We start from the raw sequence: 23,042 nt of genomic DNA on the forward strand, positions 1-23,042 counted from the left end.
AAAGGTCTGTCGCTCCGGCCACCAACGCACTACGTTCCGCCCTGTGCAGAATGTTCTTGATCCGTCCCATCCTGTGCGCACGCTGCCCGAACCGTTCGCCGGATGGTTCGCGCACCGCGGCTGGACGCCGCGCGACCACCAGCTCGACCTCGTGGAGAAGGCCGAGGCGGGGCGGTCATCGCTCCTCATCGCACCGACGGGGGCGGGCAAGACGCTCGCCGGCTTCCTGCCGAGCCTCATCGATCTCGACCGGGAGAAACGGCGCCGCAACACGCCGCTGCGCGATGGGCCGCACACGCTTTATGTCTCGCCCCTCAAGGCGCTCGCGGTCGACATCGCGCGCAATCTCGGCGCGCCGATTGCGGAGATGGATCTTCCGATCACCATCGAGACGCGCACCGGCGACACGCCGCAAAGCCGCCGGCGACGCCAGAAGGAAAAGCCGCCCGACATCATGCTGACGACGGCCGAGCAGGTCGCCCTCCTGATCAGCCAAACGGACGCGGAGCGCTATTTCTCCGAGTTGAAGGTCGTCATCGTCGACGAGCTGCATTCGCTCGTCACCTCCAAGCGCGGCGATCTTCTCGCCCTCTGCCTCGCCCGGCTGCGGCGCTATGCGCCCGGTCTTCGCACCGTCGGCCTCTCCGCGACCGTCGCCGACCCCGATGCGCTGCGGGCCTGGCTGATGCCGCAGGACGGCGACCCGCCGGCACTGTCCGATCTCATCGTGGTGGAGGGCGGCGCGAAACCGGATCTGTCGATCCTGAAGACCGATCAGCGCGTCCCCTGGTCCGGCCATATGACGCGCTGGGCGGTGGGTGACGTCTATGGCCTCATCAAGGCGCACAAGACGACGCTCGTCTTCGTCAACACGCGCTCCCAGGCCGAGCTCCTGTTCCACGAATTGTGGCGCATCAACGAGGATACGCTGCCGATCGCCCTCCATCATGGTTCGCTCCAGGTCGAGCAGCGGCGCAAGGTGGAGGCCGCGATGGGGCGCAACGCCCTGCGCGCGGTGGTCTGCACCTCGACGCTCGATCTCGGGATCGACTGGGGCGATGTCGATCTCGTCGTCCATGTCGGCGCGCCGAAGGGCGCGTCGCGTCTCGCCCAGCGGATCGGGCGGGCGAACCACCGGATGGACGAGCCGTCGAAGGCGATCCTCGTGCCGTCGAACCGCTTCGAGGTGATGGAGTGCCAGGCCGCGCTCGACGCGAGCTATCTCGGCCACCAGGACACGCCGGCGATCAATGACGGCGCGATCGACGTCCTGTGCCAGCATGTTCTCGGCAGCGCCGTCGCGGAGGCCTTCGACGCCCTCGAACTCTATGACGAGATCGTCTCCACCTACGCCTACCGCAAACTCGATTGGGAGACGTTCGAGCGCGTGGTCGATTTCGTCGCCACCGGCGGTTACGCGCTACGGGCCTATGAGCGCTATCAGAAGATCCGTCGGCGCAAAGACGGGCGCTGGCGGATCTCCCATCCGGCGATCGCCCAGCAATATCGTCTCAATATCGGGACGATCGTCGAGCTCGCGTCGCTGCCGGTGCGGCTCGTGTCGCGCAAGAACGGCGTTCTCAAGGGGCGGGGGCCGATTCTCGGCCAGCTTGAAGAATATTTTCTGAACTCGCTCGCGCCGGGCGACACCTTCCTGTTCGCCGGCCAGGTGCTGCGGCTCGAGGCGGTGCGGGAGAACGAGGTTCTCGTCACCCGCACGACGCAGACCGAGCCGAAGATTCCCTATTATGGCGGCTCGAAATTCCCGCTCACCACTTATCTCGCGAGCCGCGTCAGGGCGATGCTCGCCGACCCGGAGCGCCGCGCCGCGCTGCCCGACCAGGTGAAGGACTGGCTGGCCCTCCAAGGCGAGCGGTCGCGGCTTCCGAAGATGGACGAGCTCCTCGTCGAGACCTTTCCGCGCGCGAACCGGCACTATCTCGTCGCCTACCCGTTCGAGGGACGCCTCGCCCATCAGACGCTCGGGATGCTTCTGACGCGGCGGCTCGAGCGGCTCGGGCTCCACCCGATGGGCTTCGTCGCCTCCGACTATGCGATCGCGATCTGGTCCGTCGGCGACCTCTCCGCCTTCTTCGACGGCAAGCGCCACACGATGGCTTCGCTCTTCGCCGAGGACATGCTGGGTGACGATCTCGACGAATGGCTCGCCGATTCGATGCTCCTGAAACGGACCTTCCGGGCGTGCGCCCAGGTCGCCCAGCTCATCGAACGGCGCCATCCCGGCAAGGAGAAGACCGGGCGGCAGATCACCGTGTCGACCGATCTCGTCTATGACGTCCTGCGCTCGCACGAGCCGGACCATGTGCTCCTGCGCGCGACATGGGCCGACGCGGCGACGGGGCTTCTCGACATCCGGCGCCTCGGGCAAATGCTCGCGCGCGTCAAACACGATATCGTGCACCAGCGACTTGAGAAGATATCCCCACTCGCGGTGCCGATCATGCTCGAAATCGGGCGCGAGGTCGTTCAGGGTGAGGGCTCCGAGACCCTTCTCGCCGAAGCGGCGGATGCGTTGGTTCAGGAGGCGATGGCGTGAGTTTGGACGACCGGCGTTCCCCGTATGGCATCGGTGCGATGACGGCCTTTTCGCTGCCCGGACCGCAGGCTCCGGGGCGGACGACGCGCCGCCCGCGCCGCCCGGCCGAGCCGCTCGCGGCCCGTCTCGCCGGCATCGAGGCCGTGCTCGATCCGACCGGGGCGCTCTATTGGCCGGCGGAGGGAACGCTCGTCGTCTCCGATCTCCACCTCGAAACCGGCTCGTCCTATGCCCGCTCCGGTCAGATGCTGCCGCCTTACGACACCGGCCTGACGCTCGCCCGCCTCGCCGAGGCGATGGCGCGCCACCGGCCGGACCGCGTCATCTCGCTGGGCGATTCCTTCCACGACCGGCGCGGGGCGGAGCGGATCGCGGGCGCGGATCGGAAGCGCCTCCTCGCCCTCACGGAGGCGGCGCACTTCATCTGGGTGACGGGCAACCACGAGGCCGACAGTGCGCGCATCCTGCCGGGTGAGGTGCACGAGGCCTACGCGCTCGGCGGCGTCACCTTCCGCCATATCCCGACCGAGGGGACGCCCGCCGGCCGGGAGGTCGCCGGTCATCTCCACCCTGCGGCGTGGGTGACGGTGCGCGGGCGCACCTTGCGCCGGCGCTGCTTTTTCGGTTGTGCGGAGCGGCTCGTGATGCCGGCCTTCGGCTGTCTGACCGGCGGGCTGAGTGTCGCGGACGCGGCCTTTCGCGCACTCTGGCCCGATCCCAGCGGCACGCGGGCGCTGCTCCTCGGCCAGGATCGGGTCTACGCGTTGCCCGTGGCGCGACGCTAGCGCGGCTCGCGGGGGCGGCGTTTCGATGCGTGCCGACGCGAAAGTTGCGAACTTTTTGTGCGAAGGCGTTCCCTCGCGCGTCGATCGGTTCTAGAAGCGCCTCGACACGAGAGGCCGCCACGATGGATGCGACGCAACGAGCGGAGGGGCTCCGCACCCCTCTGCGTCATGTTCTCTCTTCCAGCCAGTTCGACCGGCAGTTCCTAGACTATCTCTATCAGCTCACGACGACGATCCGCCGTTTCGACAAGTCGCGAGAAGGGATCGTCTATCTACGGAGCCTTCTGCCGCACAAGCGGGGGATGCTCTATTTCACGCAGCCCTCGACGCGCACCTTCCTCTCCTTCCAATCCGCCTGCCACATTCTCGGAATCACCGCCTCGGAGATCCGCGACGCGGCGACCTCGTCGGAGCGGAAGGGCGAGAGCGTCGAAGATTCGCTGCGCACCTTTTCGAGCTATGTCGATCTCATCATCATGCGCTCGCCGATCGCGGGGCTGTGCGACCGCGTCGCCCAGCTTCTCGACGACACGCCGCGCCCGGTGCCGATCGTCAATGCCGGGTCGGGGCCGGACGAGCATCCGACCCAGGCCCTCCTCGACATCTACACGCTGACCCGGAGCCTGCGCCTGCGCGGGGGGATCGACGGGAAGACCATCTGCATGGTCGGCGATCTGAAGCGCGGGCGGACGGTGCGATCCCTCTCCCGCCTCCTCACCAACTATGAGGACGTGAAGATCGTCTTCGCCTCGCCCGAGGCCTACCGCATCTCGGACGACCTGCGCCGCGATCTCATCAAAGCCGGTACCGCATTCGAGGAGACGACGGATTTCCTTCCCGCCATCGCCGAGGCCGACGCGATCTATATGACGCGGATCCAGGACGAGTACGATGTCGGCGGGGAGAATGCGACCGAGTACACGCGCTATCACCTCAAGGAACAGCATCTCTCGCTGCTCAAGGACGATTGCGTGATCATGCACCCGCTGCCGCGACGCGACGAGCTCGACCCCGCGATCGACAAGGATCCGCGGGCGAAATATTGGCGTCAGGAGCGCAATGGGATGTGGGTGCGGGTCGCCGTCCTCACGATGCTCTTCGGCGTCGACGACCGCGTGCAACTCCCAGACCTTTGAAGGTCGGCACGCGGTTGATCAGACTGTGAATGACGCGGCTCACCGTCGGCGGCCGGATCGGGTCGGCGACGTCCGATTCCGCGAAGACCTCCTCCGCCTCGGACAGCGGCCGCCGCGGGATCGGGGTGAGGTGGTTGCGCCGTTCGCTGTTGAGATCGTCGATCAGCGCGATCAGTGATCCCGTTTCGGCGAGCGCCGTGGTGATCTTCTCTTCGGGCAGGCCGAGATGCTCGGCGATCAGGCTATCGCGAATGCCGGCGATCCGCTCGCGCACGTCTGGCCGCTCGCGCCCGTCGATGATGAGGTCGCACTCGCTGTCATAACCCATCGAGCGGTTGTTGAGGTTCGCCGAGCCGACCTTGAGGAGCCGGTCGTCGGCGATCATCACCTTGGCGTGCACATAGATCGGCGTTCCGGCTGCATTTTCCGGATAGTAGGCGCGAAAGCGTCCATACCGATCGGCCTTCTCGACGAGGGAGAGGAGGCGAAGGCGCGCCGTGTCCATCGCCTCGGTTTCAAGCCATCCGTCGGCCGAGTCCGGGTTGACGAGGACGATCTCCGGCCCGTTCTCCTCCCCGAGGCGGGCGGCGATTACCTCCGCGATCGGGCGGGAGGCGAAATATTGGCTCTCGATATAAAGAAGCCGTTCGGCCGCCTCGATGATCGCGACGGTGGCCTTCTCGATCTCGCTGATCTGGGGACGGTCGTCGTATTCCGGGATGGTGCGGGCGATCGCGACGTCGATATCGCGGAAATCGGTCAGGATATCGTCCGGCCAGGGGTCGTTCTCGGCGGTGACCGGATCGAGCGTCTCGCCGGTCGCCCAGCGCCAGCGATCGCGCGCCAATTCGGCAAGCGCCACAGCCGCGGGGCCGGACACGCAACTCGTCACATCGTGCCACGGCATCAGCGGTTCGCCACGCGGCGAGGCGCGACCCTTGCGGCCTTCCTCATGATCGCGCGTGTCCCAGCGCTGCACCGTCATGTCGATGCCGCCGCAAAAGGCGATCTTGTCGTCGATGACGAGGATCTTCATGTGCTGGGCCGAGAGGGGCGGGTGCGCGCTGTCGAGGCGGAAGTCGATTTCGCCGCCGAAGAACCATTGCAGCAGCACGTGCGGCGTCTCCCCGCGCGCCAGCGAGTGCACGAGGCCGATGTCCCATTTGAGGATCCGCACGTCGAGCGCGGGCCGGCTCTTGGCGAGCCATTCGAGGAACTTGCCGATCGGGTTCGGGCCGCGCACCGTCTGCTCTTCCGGTTCGAGCAGAATGCGGGCGTCGAAATCCCAGCCGATGAGGAGGATCGACCGCTCGGCCTTCAGCATCGCCTGCTTGGCGAGGCGGAAAAAGTCCGCCGCGTCGACGATCAGCGCGAAGCGATCCGCGCGATCGACGCGCCAGCACTCGCGATCGGGCACGACGACGGGCGAGGCTGCCGTCTCGGCGGAACGCGGCTCACCATGTTCTGACATTGTTGGTTGTTCCGACATTACCCGTCGACGGTCGCCTCGTCGTGGATCGAAACCAGGCGATCGAGGAAACGGCGCGACCATGCGGACGCGGTGTTGGTCATCACCTTGTCGTAGAGCGCTTCCCAGCGCTCGCGCCGTTCTTCGAGCGGCATCTGGATCGCCTGGCGCAAGCCGTCGGCGAGTTCGTCGATCGAGTAGGGGTTTACGATGACGGCCTCGGTCATCTCCTCCGCCGCGCCGGCGAAGCGGGAGAGGACGAGGACGCCCGGATCCTCGGGGTCCTGTGCCGCGATATACTCCTTCGCGACGAGGTTCATCCCGTCGCGCAACGGGGTCACCAAGCCGACCGACGAGGCGCGATAGATGCCGGCGAGCGAACGGCGCGGAAACGAGCGCGTGATGAAATGGATCGGCGTCCAGTCGAGATCGGAAAAGCGCCCGTTGATCCGGCCCGACAGCCCCTCGAGAAGCCGCTGGATTTCGAGATAGGCGCGCACCTCCGAGCGGGACGGCGGCGCGATTTGGAGGAGCGTGACCTCGCCTTTCGAATCGGGATGGAGTTCGAGGAGGCGCTCGAACGCGGTGAAGCGCTCCGGCAGGCCCTTCGAGTAGTCGATCCGGTCGACGCCGACGATCTGCTTCTGGTCGCCGAGCTCGTTCTTCATGAGGGCGTAGTGCTCGTGCCCCTCGCTCGTCTCGTGGAAGTTGGAGAAGGCGCTGGCGTCGATGCCGATCGGGAAGGCATCGGCGACGACTTGGCGCCCCATCGCGCGGATCGACCCGTCCGCCTCACGCTCGCCGTCCACCTCCTCGAAGAGATACCGCTCGAACGCGGACAGATGCTGGCCGGTCTGGAAGCCGACGAGATCGTAGGAGAGGAGCGCGCGGGTCAGCTCCTTGTGGTTCGGCAGCGCGGTCAGGATTTCCGGCACCGGAAAGGGGATGTGGAGGAAGAAGCCGATCGGGTTCTTCACCCCCGCATTGCGCAGCATCTCGCCGAGAAAGAAGAAGTGATAGTCGTGCACCCAGACGATATCGTCCGGCCGCAGGAGCGGGATCAGGCGATCGGCGAACCGCTCGTTGACGCGGCGATAGCCCTGCTCGAGACGCCGGTCGAAATCGGTGAGATCGAGCCGGTAATGGAGGGTCGGCCACAAGGCACGGTTCGCGAACCCGGCATAGGACTCGTCATAGTCGGCCTGGGCGACGTCGATCGTCGCGGTCGACACATTGCCCGACTCGTTGAACCGAAGCGGGCCATATGTGCCTTCTTCGGACACCTCACCGGACCAGCCGAACCAGAGCCCGCCCCGTTCACGCAGAACGTCGACGAGGGCGACAGCGAGGCCCCCGGCCCGCCCCGTATCGGTCAGTGGGCCGACGCGGTTCGAGACGACAACGATGCGGGACATGCTTAGGGCCTCATGGGTCTGCTGCCTGGAACGGCACTAAATCACTTTATCCCAGCGCCTGGAAAGGCGCACGGCACCGTTGATGATCCCGACCATCGAATAAGTCTGTGGGAAGTTGCCCCAAAGCTGGTTCGTCTGCGGGTCGGTGTCTTCCGACAAGAGCCCGAGATGATTGCGGCAGGAGAGCATCGTTTCGTAGATCTCACGCGCCTCTTCGCGCCGATCCATTCGACCGAGCGCGTCGATGAACCAGAACGTGCACACGTTGAACGCGGTTTCAGGGCGACCGAAATCATCAGCGGCGTGGTATCGATACAAATGATTTCCTCGGCGCAACTTTTCGCCAATCCGGTCGACGGTGGAGACGAAACGAGGATCGAGCGGGTCGATGAAACCCACTTCGGCCATCAGAAGGAGGGATGCGTCGAGATCCTCGCCACCGAAGGACTCAACAAAGGCGCCGGCTTTTTCGTTCCATGCTTCGGCGCAGATTTTGGCGTGCACCTCGTTCGCTCGCGCGCGCCAATGTTTCGGGCTGAGGCCGAGCTGATTGGCGATCTTGGCGAGACGGTCGAGCGCGGCCCAGCACATCAGCGAAGAGGAGGTGTGGACGCGGGCACGCGTGCGCAGCTCCCAGATGCCCGCGTCCGGTGCGTTGTGGAGCATGTAGGCGCGATCGCCGATCACCTCGAGATGGCGGAAATCCTCCATCGTGCCTTGGCGCATCAGGCGCTTGTCGAAAAAGGCCTGTGCGGCGGCGAGGACGATGTTGCCATAGACGTCGTGCTGGTGGTGTTCGTGCGCCTGGTTGCCGACGCGCACCGGCCCCATGCCGAGAAAGCCGGGGAGCTCGGCCGTGCGCTCCAGAAGATCCGCTTCGAGGCCGATCCCGAAGACCGGCTGAACATGGTCGCCCCGCGTCAGAGCGATCACGTCGCGGATATAGGTGAGATAGTTCTCCATCGTCTCGAGGTCGGACAGCGCGTTGAGCGCGCGGACCACGAAGAAGGCGTCACGCAGCCAACAATAACGATAATCCCAATTGCGCTCCGAATAGGGCGCCTCCGGGATCGACGTCGTGACGGCGGCGACGATCGCGCCCGTTTCCTCGAAGGTGCACAGCTTCAGCGTGATCGCGGCGCGGATCACCGCCTCCTGCCATTCGAGCGGAAGGCCGAGGCGGAGCGACCAGCGCTTCCAATAATATTCGGTCTCTTCCTGGAATTCGCGGCCGATGGTGGCGGGCCGCTCGGTCAGCGTTTCGTCCGGGCCGAGGAAAAGGTTGTACTCGCGCTCGAGTGCGAAGAACGTCTCGTCGCGGATGTAGGTGATCGGCGCATCCGTCGACAGGCGCAGCGTCGTCCCGTCGGAGACGAAGCGGACATGGTTCGAGCCGGAGGTGATCTGCGGCCGGGCCGTGCCCCAGCTGAAGCGCGGGCGCAGCACGATCCGCACGCGCGGCCGGCCGGAGACGGGCCGGATCCGGCGCACGATCTGCGCCGGACGGAACACGCGGCCGCGCGCGAAGAAGCGCGGGCAGAAATCGTCGATCTCGACCGTCGATCCGTCGGTCGCGATGAGGCGGGTCCGAAGGATCGCTGTGTTCTCGATATAATGCTGCTCGGAGTGGGAATAATCTTCCACTTCGATCGCGAACGCGCCGTCCTCCGGCTCGCCGTTGGAGCCGAGAAGGGCGTGGAAGACGGGGTCGCCATCGGGCCGCGGCAAACACCACCACAGGATCCGTGCCTTGTCGTCGACGAGCGCCGAGATCGAGCAGTTGCCGATAATGCCGAGTGCGAGGGTGCTCATGAGGCTTGCTCCGCGACGGTGTCGAGCCAGTGGTGCACCGCCGTGACTGTAGACAGTCGGTATTGCGCGGCGCTGGGGCCGTCACCGACTTTGATGCCGAAACCGCCGATGGCGGCGGCGGCGCGAATGCCGTCTTCGTCGGTCGTGTCGTCGCCGATGAAGATCGGTGTGCGACCGGCGAAGGGGGCGCGTTCCATGAAGAAATCGACCGCGGCGCCCTTGTCGAAGCCTTTGCCCTTCGCCTCGACGACCATCTTGCCGTCGATGAGCTGAAGGGCCGGGAGATCGGCGATCAACGCGTTCATGGTGGCGAGAACCTCGTCCCGCCGGTCGGGTGCGGCGCGATAATGGACGGCGAGCCCCGCGCCCTTGTCCTCGAGCTTCACGCCGTTGCCGATGAGCGGAGAGGCCTGCAATCGCTCCCGCAACGTCTCCATCTCGGCCGGCGGCGGCGCAGCTTCCACGGCCTCGCCCGGCTTCAGCCGTCGCTCCAGCCCGTGCATCCCCGCGACGGGAACCGGCACGCTGAGATATTGGTCGATCTGCGCGACCTGCCGTCCGCTGACGACGGCGACGGCGCCGCCGAGCGCATCGACCAGTCGCATGAGGATCTCGGGCAAATCGGACGCGACGACGATACCGTCAGGCCGTTCGGCGATTTCGACCAAGGTGCCGTCGAAGTCGAGGAACAGCGCCGGATGGTCCGGCACAGGTGGTGTCATTTTATCGGTCCGGGCTGTTGTCAGGAGCGGGAACGGGCGACGAGTGCGCGGCCGCCGGGGCGACAATGCCGTCTCACCCGTGGTTCGGCAACACGCGTCGTTCGGGAGATTTGCACAAATCGTAGACGACGCAGGCCTCGCAAATGGGCCGGCGCGCCTTGCACACGTGCCGGCCATGGAGGATCAGCCAGTGGTGCGCGCCATGGAGATAGCGCTCCGGTACGATCTTTTCGAGACCGCGCTCGACATCGTCCGGCGTCTTGCCCGGCGCGAGACCGAGCCTGTTGCCGATCCTGAAAATGTGCGTGTCGACCGCGATCGTCGGCTGCCCGAACGCGACGTTGAGAACGACGTTCGCCGTCTTCCGGCCGACGCCGGGAAGCGCCTGGAGCGCGTCGCGGTCGGCCGGGACCTCGCCGCCATATTCGTCGACCAGCGTTCGGGAGAGGGCGATGACGTTCTTCGCCTTGGTGTTGAAGAGGCCGATCGTCTTGATGTAGTCGCGCAGCCGCTCTTCGCCGAGATCGACCATCTTTTGCGGGGTATCGGCGACCTCGAAGAGGGCGCGAGTGGCGCGATTGACGCCGACATCGGTCGCTTGTGCCGAGAGGGCGACGGCGACGAGCAGCGTGTACGGGTTCTTGTATTCGAGCTCGGTCTTCGGCTCGGGCAGCGCGTCGGCGAGGCGCTTGAAGAACGCCTCGGCCTCCGCCTTGGTGTAGCGCGAGCGGGGCGCCGATTTGGACCGCTTGGCGGCGGGTTTCGCGGCGCTCGCACGGGCCGCCTTGGTCGGCGTCGTCTTGGTTGCCGTCGCCTCGGTCGGCGTCGGTGCGGTGGGCTTCGTGGCGCCCGCTGGCTTGGCGCGCGTCCGTGCCGGGGGCGTCTTCACGGGATCGGTGGGCTCGGTCATTTCAGATATTCTTCGGCCCATACCGTTTCGATGATCTCGGTCCAGCTCGCGTGCGGCTCCGACAGGGTGGGGGCGTCGACCGCCGCCTCGCCGGCAAAGAGAGCACGCGTTTCACCCGGAAGTCCATCGATGTCGAGCACCGTCGGATCACCCCATATCGCGGGATCGGCCTTTCGCGCCTGCGCTTCGGGCGACAGGAGAACGTTCGCGACCACCAACGCGCCGGCCTTCGCGTTGGCGTTCGCCGGGATCGCGACGAAGTGCACATTGCCGAGCGAGCCGTCGGCGAATGTCGTCACGCGGGTGGTCGGCGGCAGCGTTCCGGCGCGAATGGCGGTCTGCGCATCGGAGGGGTTGAAGGTGAGGGCGAGGAGGATCTCGCCGTCGGCGAACAGCCGGCGCAGCTCCGCGACGCCTTGCGGAAAGGCTTTGCCGGAGCGCCAGAGATGGGGATGCAGCCGCTCCAGCACCGGCAGGAGCGCGTTGCGGACGAGCGCCTCGGCGTCCGCGCCGGCGGGCTCCTGGAGGCGCGCCGGGTCCGGCACCGTGTCGAGCAGGATCTGCTTCAGGAAGGACGTGCCGAGAAAATTCGGCGGCTGCGGGTAGGTGAAGCGGCCGGGGTGGGCGGCGGCGAAGCGGATCAGCTCTTCGAGCGAGCGGGGCGGCTGAGGCGTCTTCCCCTCGTCGTAGAGATAAACGAGCTGGGCGCGGCCCCAGGGCGATTGCTGACCGTCCACCGGCACGGCGAAATCGGTGAGGATCGGGGCGCCATACCGGCTGAGATCGACGAGGGCGCGGTTCGGCAGCGCCTCCGCCCACGGCTCGGCGAGGAGGAGGCCGTTGTCTTTCATGGCGACGAAATTCTCGCCGTTGATCCAGACGAGGTCCACCGCGCCGCCGTCCGTCTTCCCGGCGACCGTCTCGGCGAGGACGCGGGCGACCGCCTCGGCGGTGTCGGCGACCTTCACCTGGACGAGATTGATCCCGTAGCGCTCGGAAACGACCTCGCCCACCCAGGCGATATAGTCGTTGATGTGGGTCTCGCCGCCCCAGGCGTACCAGTGGACGGCCTGTCCTCTGGCGGCGGCCTCGATGGCCGGCCAGTCGCCGAGCGGGGGGAGAGGCTCGGCGGCGGCCGGCGCGACCGCGACGAGGCCCGCGAGGAGGGCGCCGACGGCGCGGCGGCGCGCGGTGCGGAGGAGCCGTCTCATCGGGTGAAGGTGGTGTCGAGCTTCGTCATGGTCAGGATCTGCGGCAGGATCTCGGGCTCTCCTCCGGCCGGATAAAAGACGTAGAGGGGAACGCCCGCCCGGCCGAACTCGCCGATATAGCGGGTGATGTCCGGGTCGCGGCGGGTCCAGTCGGCCTCGAGATAGGTGATGTCGTTCTCGGCGAGGAGACGGGCAAAATCCGGATCGTCGAACACCACGCGCTCGTTCACCTTGCAGGTGATGCACCAGGCGGCGGTGACGTTCACGAACACCGCCCGTTCCGTCCCCCGCAGCTCCGCGAGGCGCATCGGCGAGAAGGGCTCGGCGCGGCCCATCGTGGCGGCGAGCGCGATGTTGGGCGGCTCGGCATTGGTCGCCGGCCAGATCACGAACCCCGCGCCGACGAGGCTGAGCGCGGCCAGGCCGGAGGCGATGCGGTGGGACGCCCGCGTCCCGCGCTGGGAGAGGCCGAAGAGCCAGGCGGAGAAGGCGAGGAGCACGAAGGCGGCGAACACCGACAGGAGCGCGTCGATGCCGACGAGTTGGGCGAGCACCCAGACGAGCCACGCCGCCGTCGCGTAAAGGGGGAAGGCCAGCACCTGCTTAAGCCGCACCATCCAGACGCCGGGTTTCGGCATGATGCGGGCGAGCCCCGGCACGAGCGACAGCAGCACGAAGGGCGTCGCGAGGCCGAGCCCGAGGGCGAGGAAAACGGCGAAGGCGAACGGCGCGGACGCCGCCACCGCGACGCCGATCGCCACCGCCATGAACGGCGCGGTGCACGGCGTCGCGACGATCGTCGCGAGCGCGCCGGTGGCGAAGGAGCCGGCAAGCCCGTCCCGCTGCGCGGCGCTGCCGCCGAGCCGGGTGAGGCTCGCCCCGACCTCGAAGACGCCGGACAGGTTGAGCCCCACGGCGAAGACGAGGAGCGCCATCACCGCGACGAAGGTCGGGCTCTGGAGCTGGAAGCCCCAGCCGATCGCGACACCGCCGGCCTTCAGCGCGAGAAGCACCCCGGCCAGCACCGCAAAGCTCGCCAGAATGCCGGCCGTATAGGCCCCGCCGATTGCCGCGCGGCGGGAAAATGGCGCATCGGCGTGGGCGATGAGCCCGAGCGCCTTCAGCGCCAGTACCGGGAAGACGCAGGGCATCAGATTGAGAATGAGCCCGCCCGCGAAGGCGAGAAGCAATGCGCGGAAGAGGCCCGTGTCGGCGAGATCAGCGGCCGGAGTGGCAGGAGACGCGGCATTCGCCGCCTGGAGCGGGGCGAGGGGGGCGAGCGTGCCGCCACCGCCGCCGCCCGCCGTGTTCTGGGCGGTCGCGGGCGCCGCCGGCGCCGGATCCGGGTCGCCCTTGGCGGTGATCCACCAGCTTCCCTCGTCCGTCCGCAACACGCCGCGGAGCGTCCCGTCGAGCCGGCCGCGGGCGCTTTCGAGCTGCAGCGTCATGCCGTCCCCGTCGGCGGCGGCGATGGCGGTCTGCTCGGCCACATGGTCGATCACATCGCGATCGAGGGGGAAGAAGGCGGCGTTCTCGGGCGTGCCGAGCGGCACCGTCAGGAAGATGCGGTGATCGTCGCGGGTGTAGGTCGCTTCGGCGTCGCTCGCCTTCGGCAGCGCCCATTCGGCCTTGACGAAATCGAACGCGACGGCCGAATCGAGCTCCGTTTCCGGCCCCGTCGGGATCGAGAAATCGACTTCGCCACCCTCCGGGATGCAGATCTCGTAACAGACGAGCCAGTCCATCTGGAGCGTGACGGGATAGGGTGTGCCGACGGGCCAGTCGGCCGGCACGGTCACCGACGCGAGGAGCGTGAAGGCGTCCTTGTAGCCGAAATTCATCAGCGGCCCGTAGGGCATCCGGTTCGGCGCGGGGAAGCGCAGCGGACCGGCCGTGCCGCCGTCCTTCAACGTCCAATCCGCGATCGGCGGCTCACCGGAATCGCCGGGATTCAGCCAATAAGTGTGCCAGTTCGGCGCGATCGTGTGCGTGATCGCGATGTCGGTCGAATCGCCGGGCCGCGTCGCGATGTTGCGGATCTCGATATCGGCGGCGATATGCTCCGTCTCGATTCGCGGCGCCGCTTCGGCGACGGCGACGGACGAGACGAGCATTGCAGCCCCGGCGAGGGTGAGAGCGAGCGAACGCAACATCGAGCGGTACAATTCCTAACTGACCTCGCGAGGGAAATTTCGCATCAGTGCGAGTTAACCGGCTGCTAAAACGACACGCCAGAATTTTCCCTCGCGGCCCGTTTCCGGGGCCAGAACGACGTGCTCGACCATTAGAGGGCGTCGTCCGTCAAAGCAAAGCAACAGGCCTCACGATCGCGCGACGTGGCGTCGCCCCGCAGGCTCCGCGACAGCGCGGGCGGCGAAACGAAAACGCCCCGCACGGGTGGCGGGGCGTTTTCGGAGTTTGCCGCCCCGCGCGAAGGCGGGGCTTGTTCGCATTTCGCCGCACCGGAGCGCCCGGCGGCGCGACGGCGAGCGGCCGATCGAGGACGACGGCTTAGAGCCGGCGCTCGACCATCAGCGCCTTGATCTCGGCGATCGCCTTGGCGGGGTTCAGACCCTTCGGGCAGGCGTTGGCGCAGTTCATGATGGTGTGGCAGCGATAGAGGCGGAACGGATCCTCGAGCGCGTCGAGACGCTCGCCGGTCCGCTCGTCGCGGCTGTCGACGATCCAGCGGTGCGCCTGGAGAAGCGCGGCCGGACCGAGATAGCGATCGCCGTTCCACCAGTAGCTCGGGCACGAGGTCGAGCAGCAGGCGCACAGGATGCACTCGTACAGGCCGTTCAGCTTCTCGCGGTCGTCATGGCTCTGGCGCCATTCCTTTTGCGGCTGGGGCGTGTCGGTCTTCAGCCAGGGCTCGACTTCGCGAAGCTGGGCATAAAATTTCGTGAGATCCGGGATGAGATCGCGCACGATCTCCATGTGCGGCAGCGGATAGAGGGTAACGGGCCCCTCGACCTCGTCCATGCCCGTGGTGCAGGCGAGGCCGTTCAGCCCGTTGATGTTCATCGAGCAGGAGCCGCAAATGCCCTCACGGCACGAGCGGCGGAAGCTCAACGTCGGATCGATCTTGTTCTTGATATAGAGCAGGCCGTCCAGAATCATCGGCCCACAGTCGTCGATGTTGACGTGGTAGGTATCGATCCGCGGGTTTTCGTCACCCTCTTCTTGCCAGCGGTAGACGCGGAACTCACGCAGATTGCTGGCGTCGGCCGGTTTGGGCCACGTCTTGCCATCTTGAACGACTGAATTCTTCGGTAGCGTCAGCTGGACCATGGTTCACTCTGTCTCGTCAGTTCGAGCGGCGGGCGATCAGCGCGTTCTCGTCCGTCTGTTCCATAAGCTCATAGCCTCTCTGGAACAGTTCTTGAAGACAGTCTCGATCCCAAACCGCCCGATGAAGCGTTTCGATCACCACCGCGCGAGGCCATCGGTCCGCCGCCGTCTCCTCGAAATAGGGCAGGAGCGCCTTGTCTTCGAAGCCTTCGACGTCGATTTTGATCGCCGCCGGAGCCTCGTCGAGAAGCTCCGACAACGGCCGGACCTCAACGCTCGGCCCAGCCTCGCCCCCCTCGAAGGGGAGGAGCGACGACCGACCGGCATTGCGGCTCTCGTGCAATGTGAGCCGGCCCGTCGGCCCGACCGCCTCGGCGCGGATGGAAACGCGCTCCAAGAGGCCGTTCAAAGCGAGATTGTCAAGTTGTCGGCGGCGCAGCCGTTCGAGCGGCTCGAACGTCACCGCCTTGAGGCCGGGAATGGCGGCGAGCAAGGTCACGGGATAAAGCCCGATATTCGCCCCGATATCGACGAAGACGTCGCCCGCCTTCAGATGCCGCGCGAGGAAGGCGCGCTCGGCCGCCTCGTCGAGCCTCTCTTTGTACCAGATGTCGAAATCGACCTTGTTGTCCGCCGGCGCGAGGCGCCAGGCGAGACCCTCGACCGTGCGCGTCACCGGCCCCCGCGGCGCGTGGCGCTTGGCAAAACGTCGCAGCCGCTCGCGCACGAGCGGGGCGCGGCGCAGCCAGCGCGGCGGGTGGGGCAGGTCGATCATGGGCGGACGGCGCGGGGGTGCGAATCGCGCCATGCCTCGAGGAGGCGGCGATCGTCGACGGCGGTATAGACCTGGGTCGTCGATAGGCTCGAATGCCCGAGAAGCTCCTGGATCGCGCGCAGATCGCCGCCATGGGCGAGGATGTGGGAGGCGAAGGCGTGGCGCAGCGCGTGCGGCGTCGCGGTGTCCGGCAGGCCGAGCGCGGCGCGCCAGTTGGCGACGACGCGTTGCACGATCCGCGCCGACAGCCGCCCGCCTTTCTCGCCGCGAAAGAACGGCCCGTCGACGAGCGCGAAGGGAGCGAGCGCGCGATACCGGTCGCACGCCTCGGCGACGGTCGGAAGGATCGGGACGATCCGCTCCTTCCCGCCTTTGCCGCGGACGCGCAAAATCTCGATCGGCGGCGCGAGGTCGATGCAGTCGAGCCCAACCGCCTCGCCGACGCGCAGGCCCGCCCCATACAGCAGCGAGAGCACCGCGACGTCGCGCATTTCGGTCCAGCTTGTGCCGTTCCCCGTCAGCATGGTCGTCGCGGCCTCGACCGGAACGGGGCGCGGCAGGCCGCGCGGCTTGGAGGGAGCGCTGACCGCACGGGCGGCTGCGGCGTTGATGCCGTGATGGCGCTCGAAATGGCCGAGCATCGTCCGCACCCCGGCGAGAATGCGCGCGAGCGAGGCGGGGCCCGCCCCCTCGCGGCGGCGCTGAGCCAGGAAGGCGCGCAGGTCCATGGGCTTCAACCCGTCGAGATCGGCGAGCTCGGCCGGGCCGCCCCAATGCTGGGCGAGGAAAATCAGGAACTGGCGCGTGTCGCGCTCATAGGCGTCGATCGTATGGTCGGACAGGCCGCGCTCGTCGGCGAGCATGTCGAGCCACGCTTTGCGCGCGGCAAGCAGCGTCGGCGCGGCCGGAAGGAGACAGGTCGGCGAGGATGCAGTGGATGCCATGCCGGTATCTTGACCGATCGGCATCAACACTGTGCCACCAACTATCCTTAACGCGGCGTGGAATGGACCGGCCGCAGTGATGCGATCGGCGCGATCGGCCGGCCGCGAAGCCCCGTCGCGGCGACGCTTCGGAGCGCCGCCGGACGTCGCGACCGGGGAACGGCGCGTCAGAGGATCGACTGACCCGTCTTCTTCCAGTCCGTGAGGAACTGGGCGAGGCCCTTGTCGGTGAGCGGATGCTCGATCAGCTTCGACAGGACCGCGGGCGGAAGCGTCGCGACATCGGCGCCGGCGATCGCGGCCTGCTGCACATGATCCACAGTGCGGACCGACGCGGCGAGGATCTGAGTCTCGAGATCCTCATAATTGTCGTAAATGGCCCGGATGTCTTCGATGAGCTTCATACCGTCGAGGCCGATATCGTCGAGCCGGCCGATGAACGGTGAGATGAATGTCGCCCCCGCCTTCGCCGCCAGCAGCGCCTGCGCCGCCGAGAAGCAGAGCGTCACGTTCACCATGTGCCCGTCGCCGGTCAGCCGGCGGCAAGCCTTCAACCCGTCCCAGGTGAGGGGGAGCTTGACCGCGATGTTGGGTGCGATCCCCGCGAGCTTCTCGCCCTCGGCGACCATTTGGTCGGCCTCGGTCGCCGTGACTTCGGCACTCACCGGACCCTCGACGAGATCGGCGATCTCGGCGATGACGTCCAGCATCGGCCGGCCGGCCTTCATGATGAGTGAGGGGTTGGTCGTCACCCCGTCGAGCATGCCGGTCTCGGTCAGTGCCTTGATCTCTCCGACATCCGCCGTGTCGACAAAGAATTGCATCCGCGCCACTCCAAAAGCATCATTCTCCCCCTCTCCTACAGGATTGCGGCCGACATGACACCCGAGCCTCGCCGCGTTTCGGTGCTCTTGCCGCATCAGCTCGGTCTCCTCACCTACGCCGCACCCGAGGCGCTCGCGCCGGGCCTCGTCGTCACCGTGCCGCTCGGCCGGCGCGACGTGATCGGCGTGGTGTGGGACGATGCGCCCGACCCCACGATCGACGCCGAGCGGCTGAAGCCGGTGCGCGGCGTCGCGAGTGCGATCACGCTCGGGGACGATCTGCGCCGGTTCGTCGATTTCGTCGCGCGCTATACGATGACGCCGCGCGGGGCGATCCTGAAGATGGTGCTGCGCTCGGGCGAGGGGCTCGTCGAGCCGAAGCCGCAGATGGCGCTGCGCCTCACCGGCGCCGAGCCCGACCGCTGGACGCCCGCGCGCCTTGCCGTGCGCGATGCGCTCGCCGCCGGCCCGCTCGCCCGCAAGGCGCTCGCCGATGCCTCGGGCGCGTCCGCGGCGGTGATCACCGGGCTCATGAAGGCGGGCGTGATCGCCGAGGAGGCGATGGCGCGCGAGGCGCTGCCGGCGCCCGATCTGTCGAAGCGCCCCGATCTCACCGCCGACCAGGCGGACGCCTCTGCGCGGCTCCGCGCGATCGTCGAGGCGAAGCGGTTCGAGACGGTGCTCCTCGAGGGCGTCACCGGGTCGGGCAAGACGGAAGTGTTCTTCGAGGCGATCGCCGCCGCCTTCGCCGCGGGGCGGCAGGCGCTGGTGCTGATGCCGGAAATCGCGCTCACCCCGATGGTGACGGCGCGCCTCGCGAGCCGCTTCGGCATCGTTCCGGGCGAATGGCATTCGGACCGGACCCCCGCCGCGCGGGTCGCCCTCTGGCGCGATGTCGCAATGGGGCGCGAGCCGATCGTCGTCGGCGCGCGCTCGGCCCTCTTCCTGCCGTTCGCCGATCTCGGCGTCATCGTCGTCGACGAGGAGCACGACCAGAGCTTCAAGCAGGAGGACGGCGTCATCTATCATGCCCGCGACATGGCGATCGTGCGGGCGCAGGCGGCGGGGATTCCGGTGGTGCTCGCCTCGGCGACGCCGTCGGTGGAAAGCCGCATCAACGCCGATCGCGGGCGCTATGAGCGTCTCGTCCTCCCCTCACGCTATGGGGCGGTCTCGATGCCGCATGTCGAGGCGGTCGACCTGCGCCGCGATGCGCCGCCCAAGGGCGAGTGGATCTCCCCGCCGGTCCGCGCCGCCGTCTCCGAGACCCTGGAGCGCGGCGAACAGGCGCTGTTCTTCCTCAACCGGCGTGGCTACGCCCCGCTCACCGTGTGCCGGCGCTGTGGGCACCGTTTCCATTGCCCCAACTGCGCGGCCTCGCTCGTCGAACACCGATTGCGCGGCCGCCTCGTCTGCCACCATTGCGGCCACGAAGAGGGGCGGCCGCGAGTCTGTCCCTCATGCCAGGGCGAGGACACGCTCGCCCCGTGCGGGCCCGGCGTCGAGCGGCTCGAGGAGGAGGCGCGGATGCTATGGCCGAAGGCGCGCACGACCGTGCTCTCGTCCGATCTCGCGGGGGGGTCCAAGGCGCTCGGCGCAGCGCTCGGGGCGGTGGCGCGCGGCGAGGTCGACATCATCGTCGGCACCCAGCTCGTCGCCAAAGGCTACACCTTTCCGAACCTTCAGCTCGTCGCGGTGGTGGATGCCGATCTCGGCCTCGAGAACGGTGACCCAAGGGCGGCGGAGCGCACCTTCCAGCTCCTCACCCAGGTGACGGGCCGTGCCGGCCGTGTCCACGAAGGCGGCCGTGCGCTCCTCCAGACCCACGCGCCGGACCATCCGGTGATCCAGGCGATGCTGCGCGGCGATCAAGAGGCGTTCTATCGCGAGGAGACCGAGGTGCGCCGCCAGGGAGCGCTGCCGCCTTATCACCGGCTGGCGGCGGTCATCGTCTCGGCGACCGACCGGGCCGAGGCGCACGGCCATGCCGCCGCGCTCGCCCGCACCGCGCCGCACGGGCCGGATGTCGAGATTCTCGGACCGGCGGAGGCGCCGCTCTCGATCCTGCGCGGCCGCTTCCGCTACCGCCTCCTGGTGCGCGCCCCGCGCGCGACGCCGTTGCAGGACATCATGGCTGCCTGGCTCGCCGAAGTTCCGGTGCGGGGGACGGTGCGCCGCGCGGTCGATATCGACCCGCAATCCTTCCTCTGAATGAGCGGGGGCTCATGCGCGCCCCCGCTCGCCAGCGCCTCAGAGCCTTAGAGCCTCAGAGCCTCAGAGATACTGCCAGGGGGCGGGCACGAAGGCATAGCCGTCCCCGTCGGTCTTCACGTGGCCGAAGCCGGGGAAGGGCAGGTGCATCCCGGCGATCATCGTCCGCTCGTCCGCCACCTTCTGCAGGATCGCCTTGCGGGTGGCGACGGCCTCCTCCGGCGCGGCGTCGAAGGCGATGAAGACGTTCGGATCGGGGAATTGCAGCGGCGCGATATGGACGATATCGCCCCAGACGAGGAGCGAATCGTCGCCGCTGGCGATGCGGTAGCCGGTGTGGCCCGGCGTGTGGCCCGGCAGCGGCACCGCCTCGATCCCGTCGACGCCGAGATCGCCGTCGAAGGTGCGCAGACGTCCGCCATAGGCCTCTTGCACGGCGATCGCCGCGTCGACCATCCCCTTCGCGCCGTCGGGAAGCATGTCGCGCGTCTCGGAGGAGGTCCAGAACGCGACCTCGTTTGCCGCGATGACGAGTTCGGCGTTCGCGAAGAAGGGATTGCCGTCGCCGTCGAGCAGTCCGCCGATATGGTCGGGATGCATGTGGGTGATGAGAACGACGTCGATCGTCTCGGGATCGAACCCGGCCGCGGCGAGATTTTGCGGCATCTTCGCGACGGTCGGCCCCATTGCCGGCGCACCGCCGGCATCGATCAGGATGGTGCGCTGCCCGTCGGTGACGACATAGGTGTTGAGCGAGGCGGTGTAGGAGCCTGCGGGCAGAAAGGCGGCCTCCATCGCCTCGTCGAAGGCCTCCTGGGACACCTCTGGCAGGACCGCGGGGCCGAGCGAGAGGCTGCCGTCATTGATGGTGGTGACGGTGAAGTCGCCAACCGTCATGCGGTGGAAGGCGGGGGCCTGAGACGTGGCCGGGGCACCGCTCGCCGGGGTGGCGGCGCTCTGGGCCCGGACGGTGAGGGGAATGGCACTCGCGGCACCGGCCATGGCGGTGGTGGCGAGGAGATGGCGGCGCGTGATCGTCATGAACTGTCTCCGAGGCCTTGCGCCTTCCGGCGCGTGCTGATGGATCGGGGCCGGCGGCCCGTTGAACGCGGGGTCGTGGCGGGCCATAACAGGGTCATGGCTCAACACGACAATTCCAAACCCGAGCGCCCGCCGTTGACGGAAGCGGCCAAGCGAGCGCTCGCCGAAGCCGAAGCGCGCCGCGAGGCGGCTGCGCAGGAGGCGCGCCCGGTCGAACGTGGCGGACGCAACGGGCCGGAGCCCGTCCGCTATGGGGACTGGGAAAACAAAGGCATCGCGGTCGATTTCTGACCGACCGCGACAGAGGACGCGCGGGCGCGAAGGGTGGCGCCCGGCGGCTCACCAGGTGCCGGAGTTCGGCATCGACGACCAAGGCTCGGCCGGCGGCTTCGCGTCGCCCGCCTGGAGCAGCTCGATCGAAATGTTGTCCGGCGATTTGACGAACGCCATGCGCCCGTCGCGCGGGGGCCGGTTGATCGTGACACCGGCATCCATCAGGCGCTGGCAAGTGGCGTAGATGTCGTCGACCCGATAGGCGAGGTGGCCGAAATTGCGGCCGCCCGAATAATCCTCCGGATCCCAATTGTAGGTCAGCTCCACGAGCGGGGCGGACGCGTCGCTCTTCGCGCGCTCCACGTCGTTCGGGGCGGCGAGGAAGATCAGCGTGTAGCGGCCTTGCTCGTTCTCCACCCGCCGCACTTCCTTGAGGCCGAGCTTGTTGCAGTAGAAGTCGAGCGACTGGTCGATGTCGGTCACGCGGACCATCGTGTGCAGATAATGCATGACGTTCTGCTCCCGATTGGAGTTTCTGTGGACTTAGAGCCGAGGGGCCGGCGCGCCAACGGTTGGTGTCAGCGCGACGCGCACGAGAAGGTCGTGCAGGTGAGACGGTCGGGCTGCGGCGCCGCCTGCCGGACGACGGGCGCGGGGCGGCGCACGGTCGGCGCGGGCGCCGGCGCGGTGCGATACCAATAGCGCTCTTTCACCGCCTGCGTTTCGCGCGTGACGACGCTGGTGCGGCAGGGGGGGCCGCATGGCTGCGTCGCCGGCGGCGCGACGAGGATCGTCGTCGGCGCGTAGACGTCCTGGCGGACGAAGACGGTCTCTCCGGCGAGGGCCGGCGTCGCGCAGACGAATGCGGCGAACGATAAAGCGAGGTGACGCCGAAAGGCGCGCGGTCGTGTCGGCATGATCGCTCCCGTGCGAACGGTTCGGGTCGACGGCGCCGGCCTCGCGTCGGCCGGCACCATCGACCCATTATGCCGAAGCGGTCGTCATCGACAACGCGTCACGGTTCCAGCTCGGTGTCCCAATAGAGGAAGTCGAGCCAGCTCTCGTGCAGATAGTTCGGCGGGAAGAGGCGGCCATTATTGTGAAGGTCTTGCACCGTCGGCCGGAACGGGTGCTGGCGGGGAAACATCTCCGCGACCTTGCAGCTCTTGTTGCCCTTTTTCAGATTGCAGGGCGAGCAGGCGGTGATGACATTGTCCCAGGTGGTGAGGCCACCTTTGGAGCGGGGGATCAGATGGTCGAAGGTGAGATCTTCGAGATCCCCGCAATATTGGCACTCGAACCGGTCGCGAAGGAACACGTTGAAGCGTGTGAAGGCGGGGTAGCGGGCCGGTCGGATATAGGTCTTCAACGAGACCACGGAGGGAAGGCGCATTCGGAAGGACGGACTTCGCACTTCCGAAGCGTATTCTGAAACGATGTTCACCCTGTCGAGGAACACCGCTTTGATCGCATCCTGCCAGGACCAGAGCGACAGCGGATAGTAGCTGAGCGGTCTGTAGTCCGCGTTGAGCACAAGCGTTGGATGCGCATCGGGATGAACCGCGATGGTCAACCTACTGTCTCCATCTTCGCCGAATCGCGAATTGCATGGCGTTCTTATGGTGCGCCAACGTGACGGAGATGTGAAGGCTTTCTCCTCGCCCGGG

20 protein-coding genes are annotated in these 23,042 nt (G+C 67.4%); 5 read left to right on the forward strand and 15 right to left on the reverse strand.

From position 1 onward, the window contains the following. The first annotated feature begins 43 nt into the window (after positions 1 to 43). The 3 genes from L1787_RS02180 (at position 44) to pyrB (ending at position 4,478) form a co-directional block, all read left to right on the forward strand. Positions 44 to 2,557 (forward strand): ligase-associated DNA damage response DEXH box helicase, encoded by a 2,514-nt coding sequence (locus L1787_RS02180; protein WP_235706842.1) that lies wholly within the window; start codon positions 44 to 46, stop codon positions 2,555 to 2,557. Beyond that, positions 2,554 to 3,342, forward strand: coding sequence for a ligase-associated DNA damage response endonuclease PdeM (gene pdeM / locus L1787_RS02185; protein ID WP_235706843.1), 789 nt, complete (start codon positions 2,554 to 2,556; stop codon positions 3,340 to 3,342). Before L1787_RS02180 ends, pdeM begins: the two co-directional genes overlap by 4 nt. Positions 3,343 to 3,464: 122 nt before the next feature. After that, positions 3,465 to 4,478, forward strand: coding sequence for an aspartate carbamoyltransferase (pyrB, locus tag L1787_RS02190; RefSeq protein ID WP_235706844.1), 1,014 nt, complete (start codon positions 3,465 to 3,467; stop codon positions 4,476 to 4,478). Here the strand turns inward: pyrB and L1787_RS02195 are convergent. From L1787_RS02195 to fsa, 11 genes are all read right to left on the reverse strand, one after another. Next, the gene (locus L1787_RS02195; protein WP_235706845.1) at positions 4,429 to 5,949 is read right to left on the reverse strand and encodes a phospholipase D-like domain-containing protein; all 1,521 of its coding nucleotides are present in this window, start codon (positions 5,947 to 5,949) and stop codon (positions 4,429 to 4,431) included. The genes pyrB and L1787_RS02195 overlap by 50 nt on opposite strands. A gap of 17 nt (positions 5,950 to 5,966) precedes the next feature. After that, positions 5,967 to 7,361, reverse strand: coding sequence for an alpha,alpha-trehalose-phosphate synthase (UDP-forming) (locus L1787_RS02200; RefSeq protein WP_235706846.1), 1,395 nt, complete (start codon positions 7,359 to 7,361; stop codon positions 5,967 to 5,969). 36 nt (positions 7,362 to 7,397) lie between these two features. Beyond that, positions 7,398 to 9,173 (reverse strand): glycoside hydrolase family 15 protein, encoded by a 1,776-nt coding sequence (locus tag L1787_RS02205; RefSeq protein WP_235706847.1) that lies wholly within the window; start codon positions 9,171 to 9,173, stop codon positions 7,398 to 7,400. Beyond that, positions 9,170 to 9,895: a trehalose-phosphatase gene (gene otsB / locus L1787_RS02210; RefSeq protein ID WP_235706848.1), complete on the reverse strand. Its 726-nt coding sequence runs from the start codon at positions 9,893 to 9,895 to the stop codon at positions 9,170 to 9,172. Before otsB ends, L1787_RS02205 begins: the two co-directional genes overlap by 4 nt. A 73-nt stretch (positions 9,896 to 9,968) precedes the next feature. Beyond that, the gene (gene nth, locus L1787_RS02215) at positions 9,969 to 10,805 is read right to left on the reverse strand and encodes an endonuclease III (RefSeq protein ID WP_235706849.1); all 837 of its coding nucleotides are present in this window, start codon (positions 10,803 to 10,805) and stop codon (positions 9,969 to 9,971) included. Beyond that, positions 10,802 to 12,016 carry an ABC transporter substrate-binding protein gene (locus L1787_RS02220; RefSeq protein WP_235706850.1) on the reverse strand — a complete coding sequence of 405 codons (1,215 nt, stop codon included), beginning with the start codon at positions 12,014 to 12,016 and terminating at the stop codon, positions 10,802 to 10,804. The genes nth and L1787_RS02220 overlap by 4 nt, the downstream gene beginning before the upstream one ends. Beyond that, on the reverse strand, positions 12,013 to 14,169 hold the full coding sequence (locus L1787_RS02225; RefSeq protein WP_235706851.1) for a protein-disulfide reductase DsbD family protein: 2,157 nt from the start codon (positions 14,167 to 14,169) through the stop codon (positions 12,013 to 12,015). Before L1787_RS02225 ends, L1787_RS02220 begins: the two co-directional genes overlap by 4 nt. A gap of 358 nt (positions 14,170 to 14,527) precedes the next feature. Then, positions 14,528 to 15,307, reverse strand: coding sequence for a succinate dehydrogenase iron-sulfur subunit (locus L1787_RS02230; protein ID WP_235706852.1), 780 nt, complete (start codon positions 15,305 to 15,307; stop codon positions 14,528 to 14,530). A 16-nt stretch (positions 15,308 to 15,323) separates the two neighbouring features. Then, entirely contained in the window at positions 15,324 to 16,082 is a 759-nt protein-coding gene (locus L1787_RS02235; protein ID WP_235706853.1) for an FkbM family methyltransferase, read from the reverse strand. Next, positions 16,079 to 17,026, reverse strand: a complete 948-nt coding sequence (locus tag L1787_RS02240) for a tyrosine recombinase XerC (protein WP_235706854.1) — start codon at positions 17,024 to 17,026, stop codon at positions 16,079 to 16,081. Before L1787_RS02240 ends, L1787_RS02235 begins: the two co-directional genes overlap by 4 nt. 167 nt (positions 17,027 to 17,193) lie before the next feature. Beyond that, positions 17,194 to 17,850: a fructose-6-phosphate aldolase gene (fsa, locus tag L1787_RS02245; RefSeq protein ID WP_235706855.1), complete on the reverse strand. Its 657-nt coding sequence runs from the start codon at positions 17,848 to 17,850 to the stop codon at positions 17,194 to 17,196. 54 nt (positions 17,851 to 17,904) lie between these two features. Here fsa and L1787_RS02250 point away from each other — a divergent pair, with 54 nt between their 5' ends. Further along, entirely contained in the window at positions 17,905 to 20,061 is a 2,157-nt protein-coding gene (locus tag L1787_RS02250; RefSeq protein WP_235706856.1) for a primosomal protein N', read from the forward strand. A 63-nt stretch (positions 20,062 to 20,124) separates the two neighbouring features. Here the strand turns inward: L1787_RS02250 and L1787_RS02255 are convergent, their stop codons facing one another. Then, positions 20,125 to 21,102 carry an MBL fold metallo-hydrolase gene (locus tag L1787_RS02255; RefSeq protein WP_235706857.1) on the reverse strand — a complete coding sequence of 326 codons (978 nt, stop codon included), beginning with the start codon at positions 21,100 to 21,102 and terminating at the stop codon, positions 20,125 to 20,127. Between the two features lie 96 nt (positions 21,103 to 21,198). Here L1787_RS02255 and L1787_RS02260 point away from each other — a divergent pair, with 96 nt between their 5' ends. Further along, entirely contained in the window at positions 21,199 to 21,393 is a 195-nt protein-coding gene (locus tag L1787_RS02260) for a DUF1674 domain-containing protein (protein ID WP_235706858.1), read from the forward strand. Positions 21,394 to 21,441: 48 nt separating this feature from the next. Here L1787_RS02260 and L1787_RS02265 read toward each other — a convergent pair whose 3' ends face one another. The 3 genes from L1787_RS02265 to L1787_RS02275 form a co-directional block, all read right to left on the reverse strand. Next, complete coding sequence (locus L1787_RS02265; protein WP_235706859.1) at positions 21,442 to 21,885, reverse strand: VOC family protein; 444 nt, start codon at positions 21,883 to 21,885, stop codon at positions 21,442 to 21,444. A 68-nt stretch (positions 21,886 to 21,953) separates the two neighbouring features. Continuing rightward, a complete protein-coding gene (locus L1787_RS02270) occupies positions 21,954 to 22,292 on the reverse strand; it encodes a hypothetical protein (RefSeq protein WP_235706860.1) in 339 nt (112 codons plus the stop codon). 98 nt (positions 22,293 to 22,390) lie between these two features. Beyond that, complete coding sequence (locus tag L1787_RS02275) at positions 22,391 to 22,948, reverse strand: HNH endonuclease (RefSeq protein ID WP_235706861.1); 558 nt, start codon at positions 22,946 to 22,948, stop codon at positions 22,391 to 22,393. Positions 22,949 to 23,042: the final 94 nt, after the last annotated feature.

Origin of the sequence: Acuticoccus kalidii (assembly GCF_021556395.1) — a bacterium.
Lineage (GTDB): Bacteria > Pseudomonadota > Alphaproteobacteria > Rhizobiales > Amorphaceae > Acuticoccus > Acuticoccus kalidii.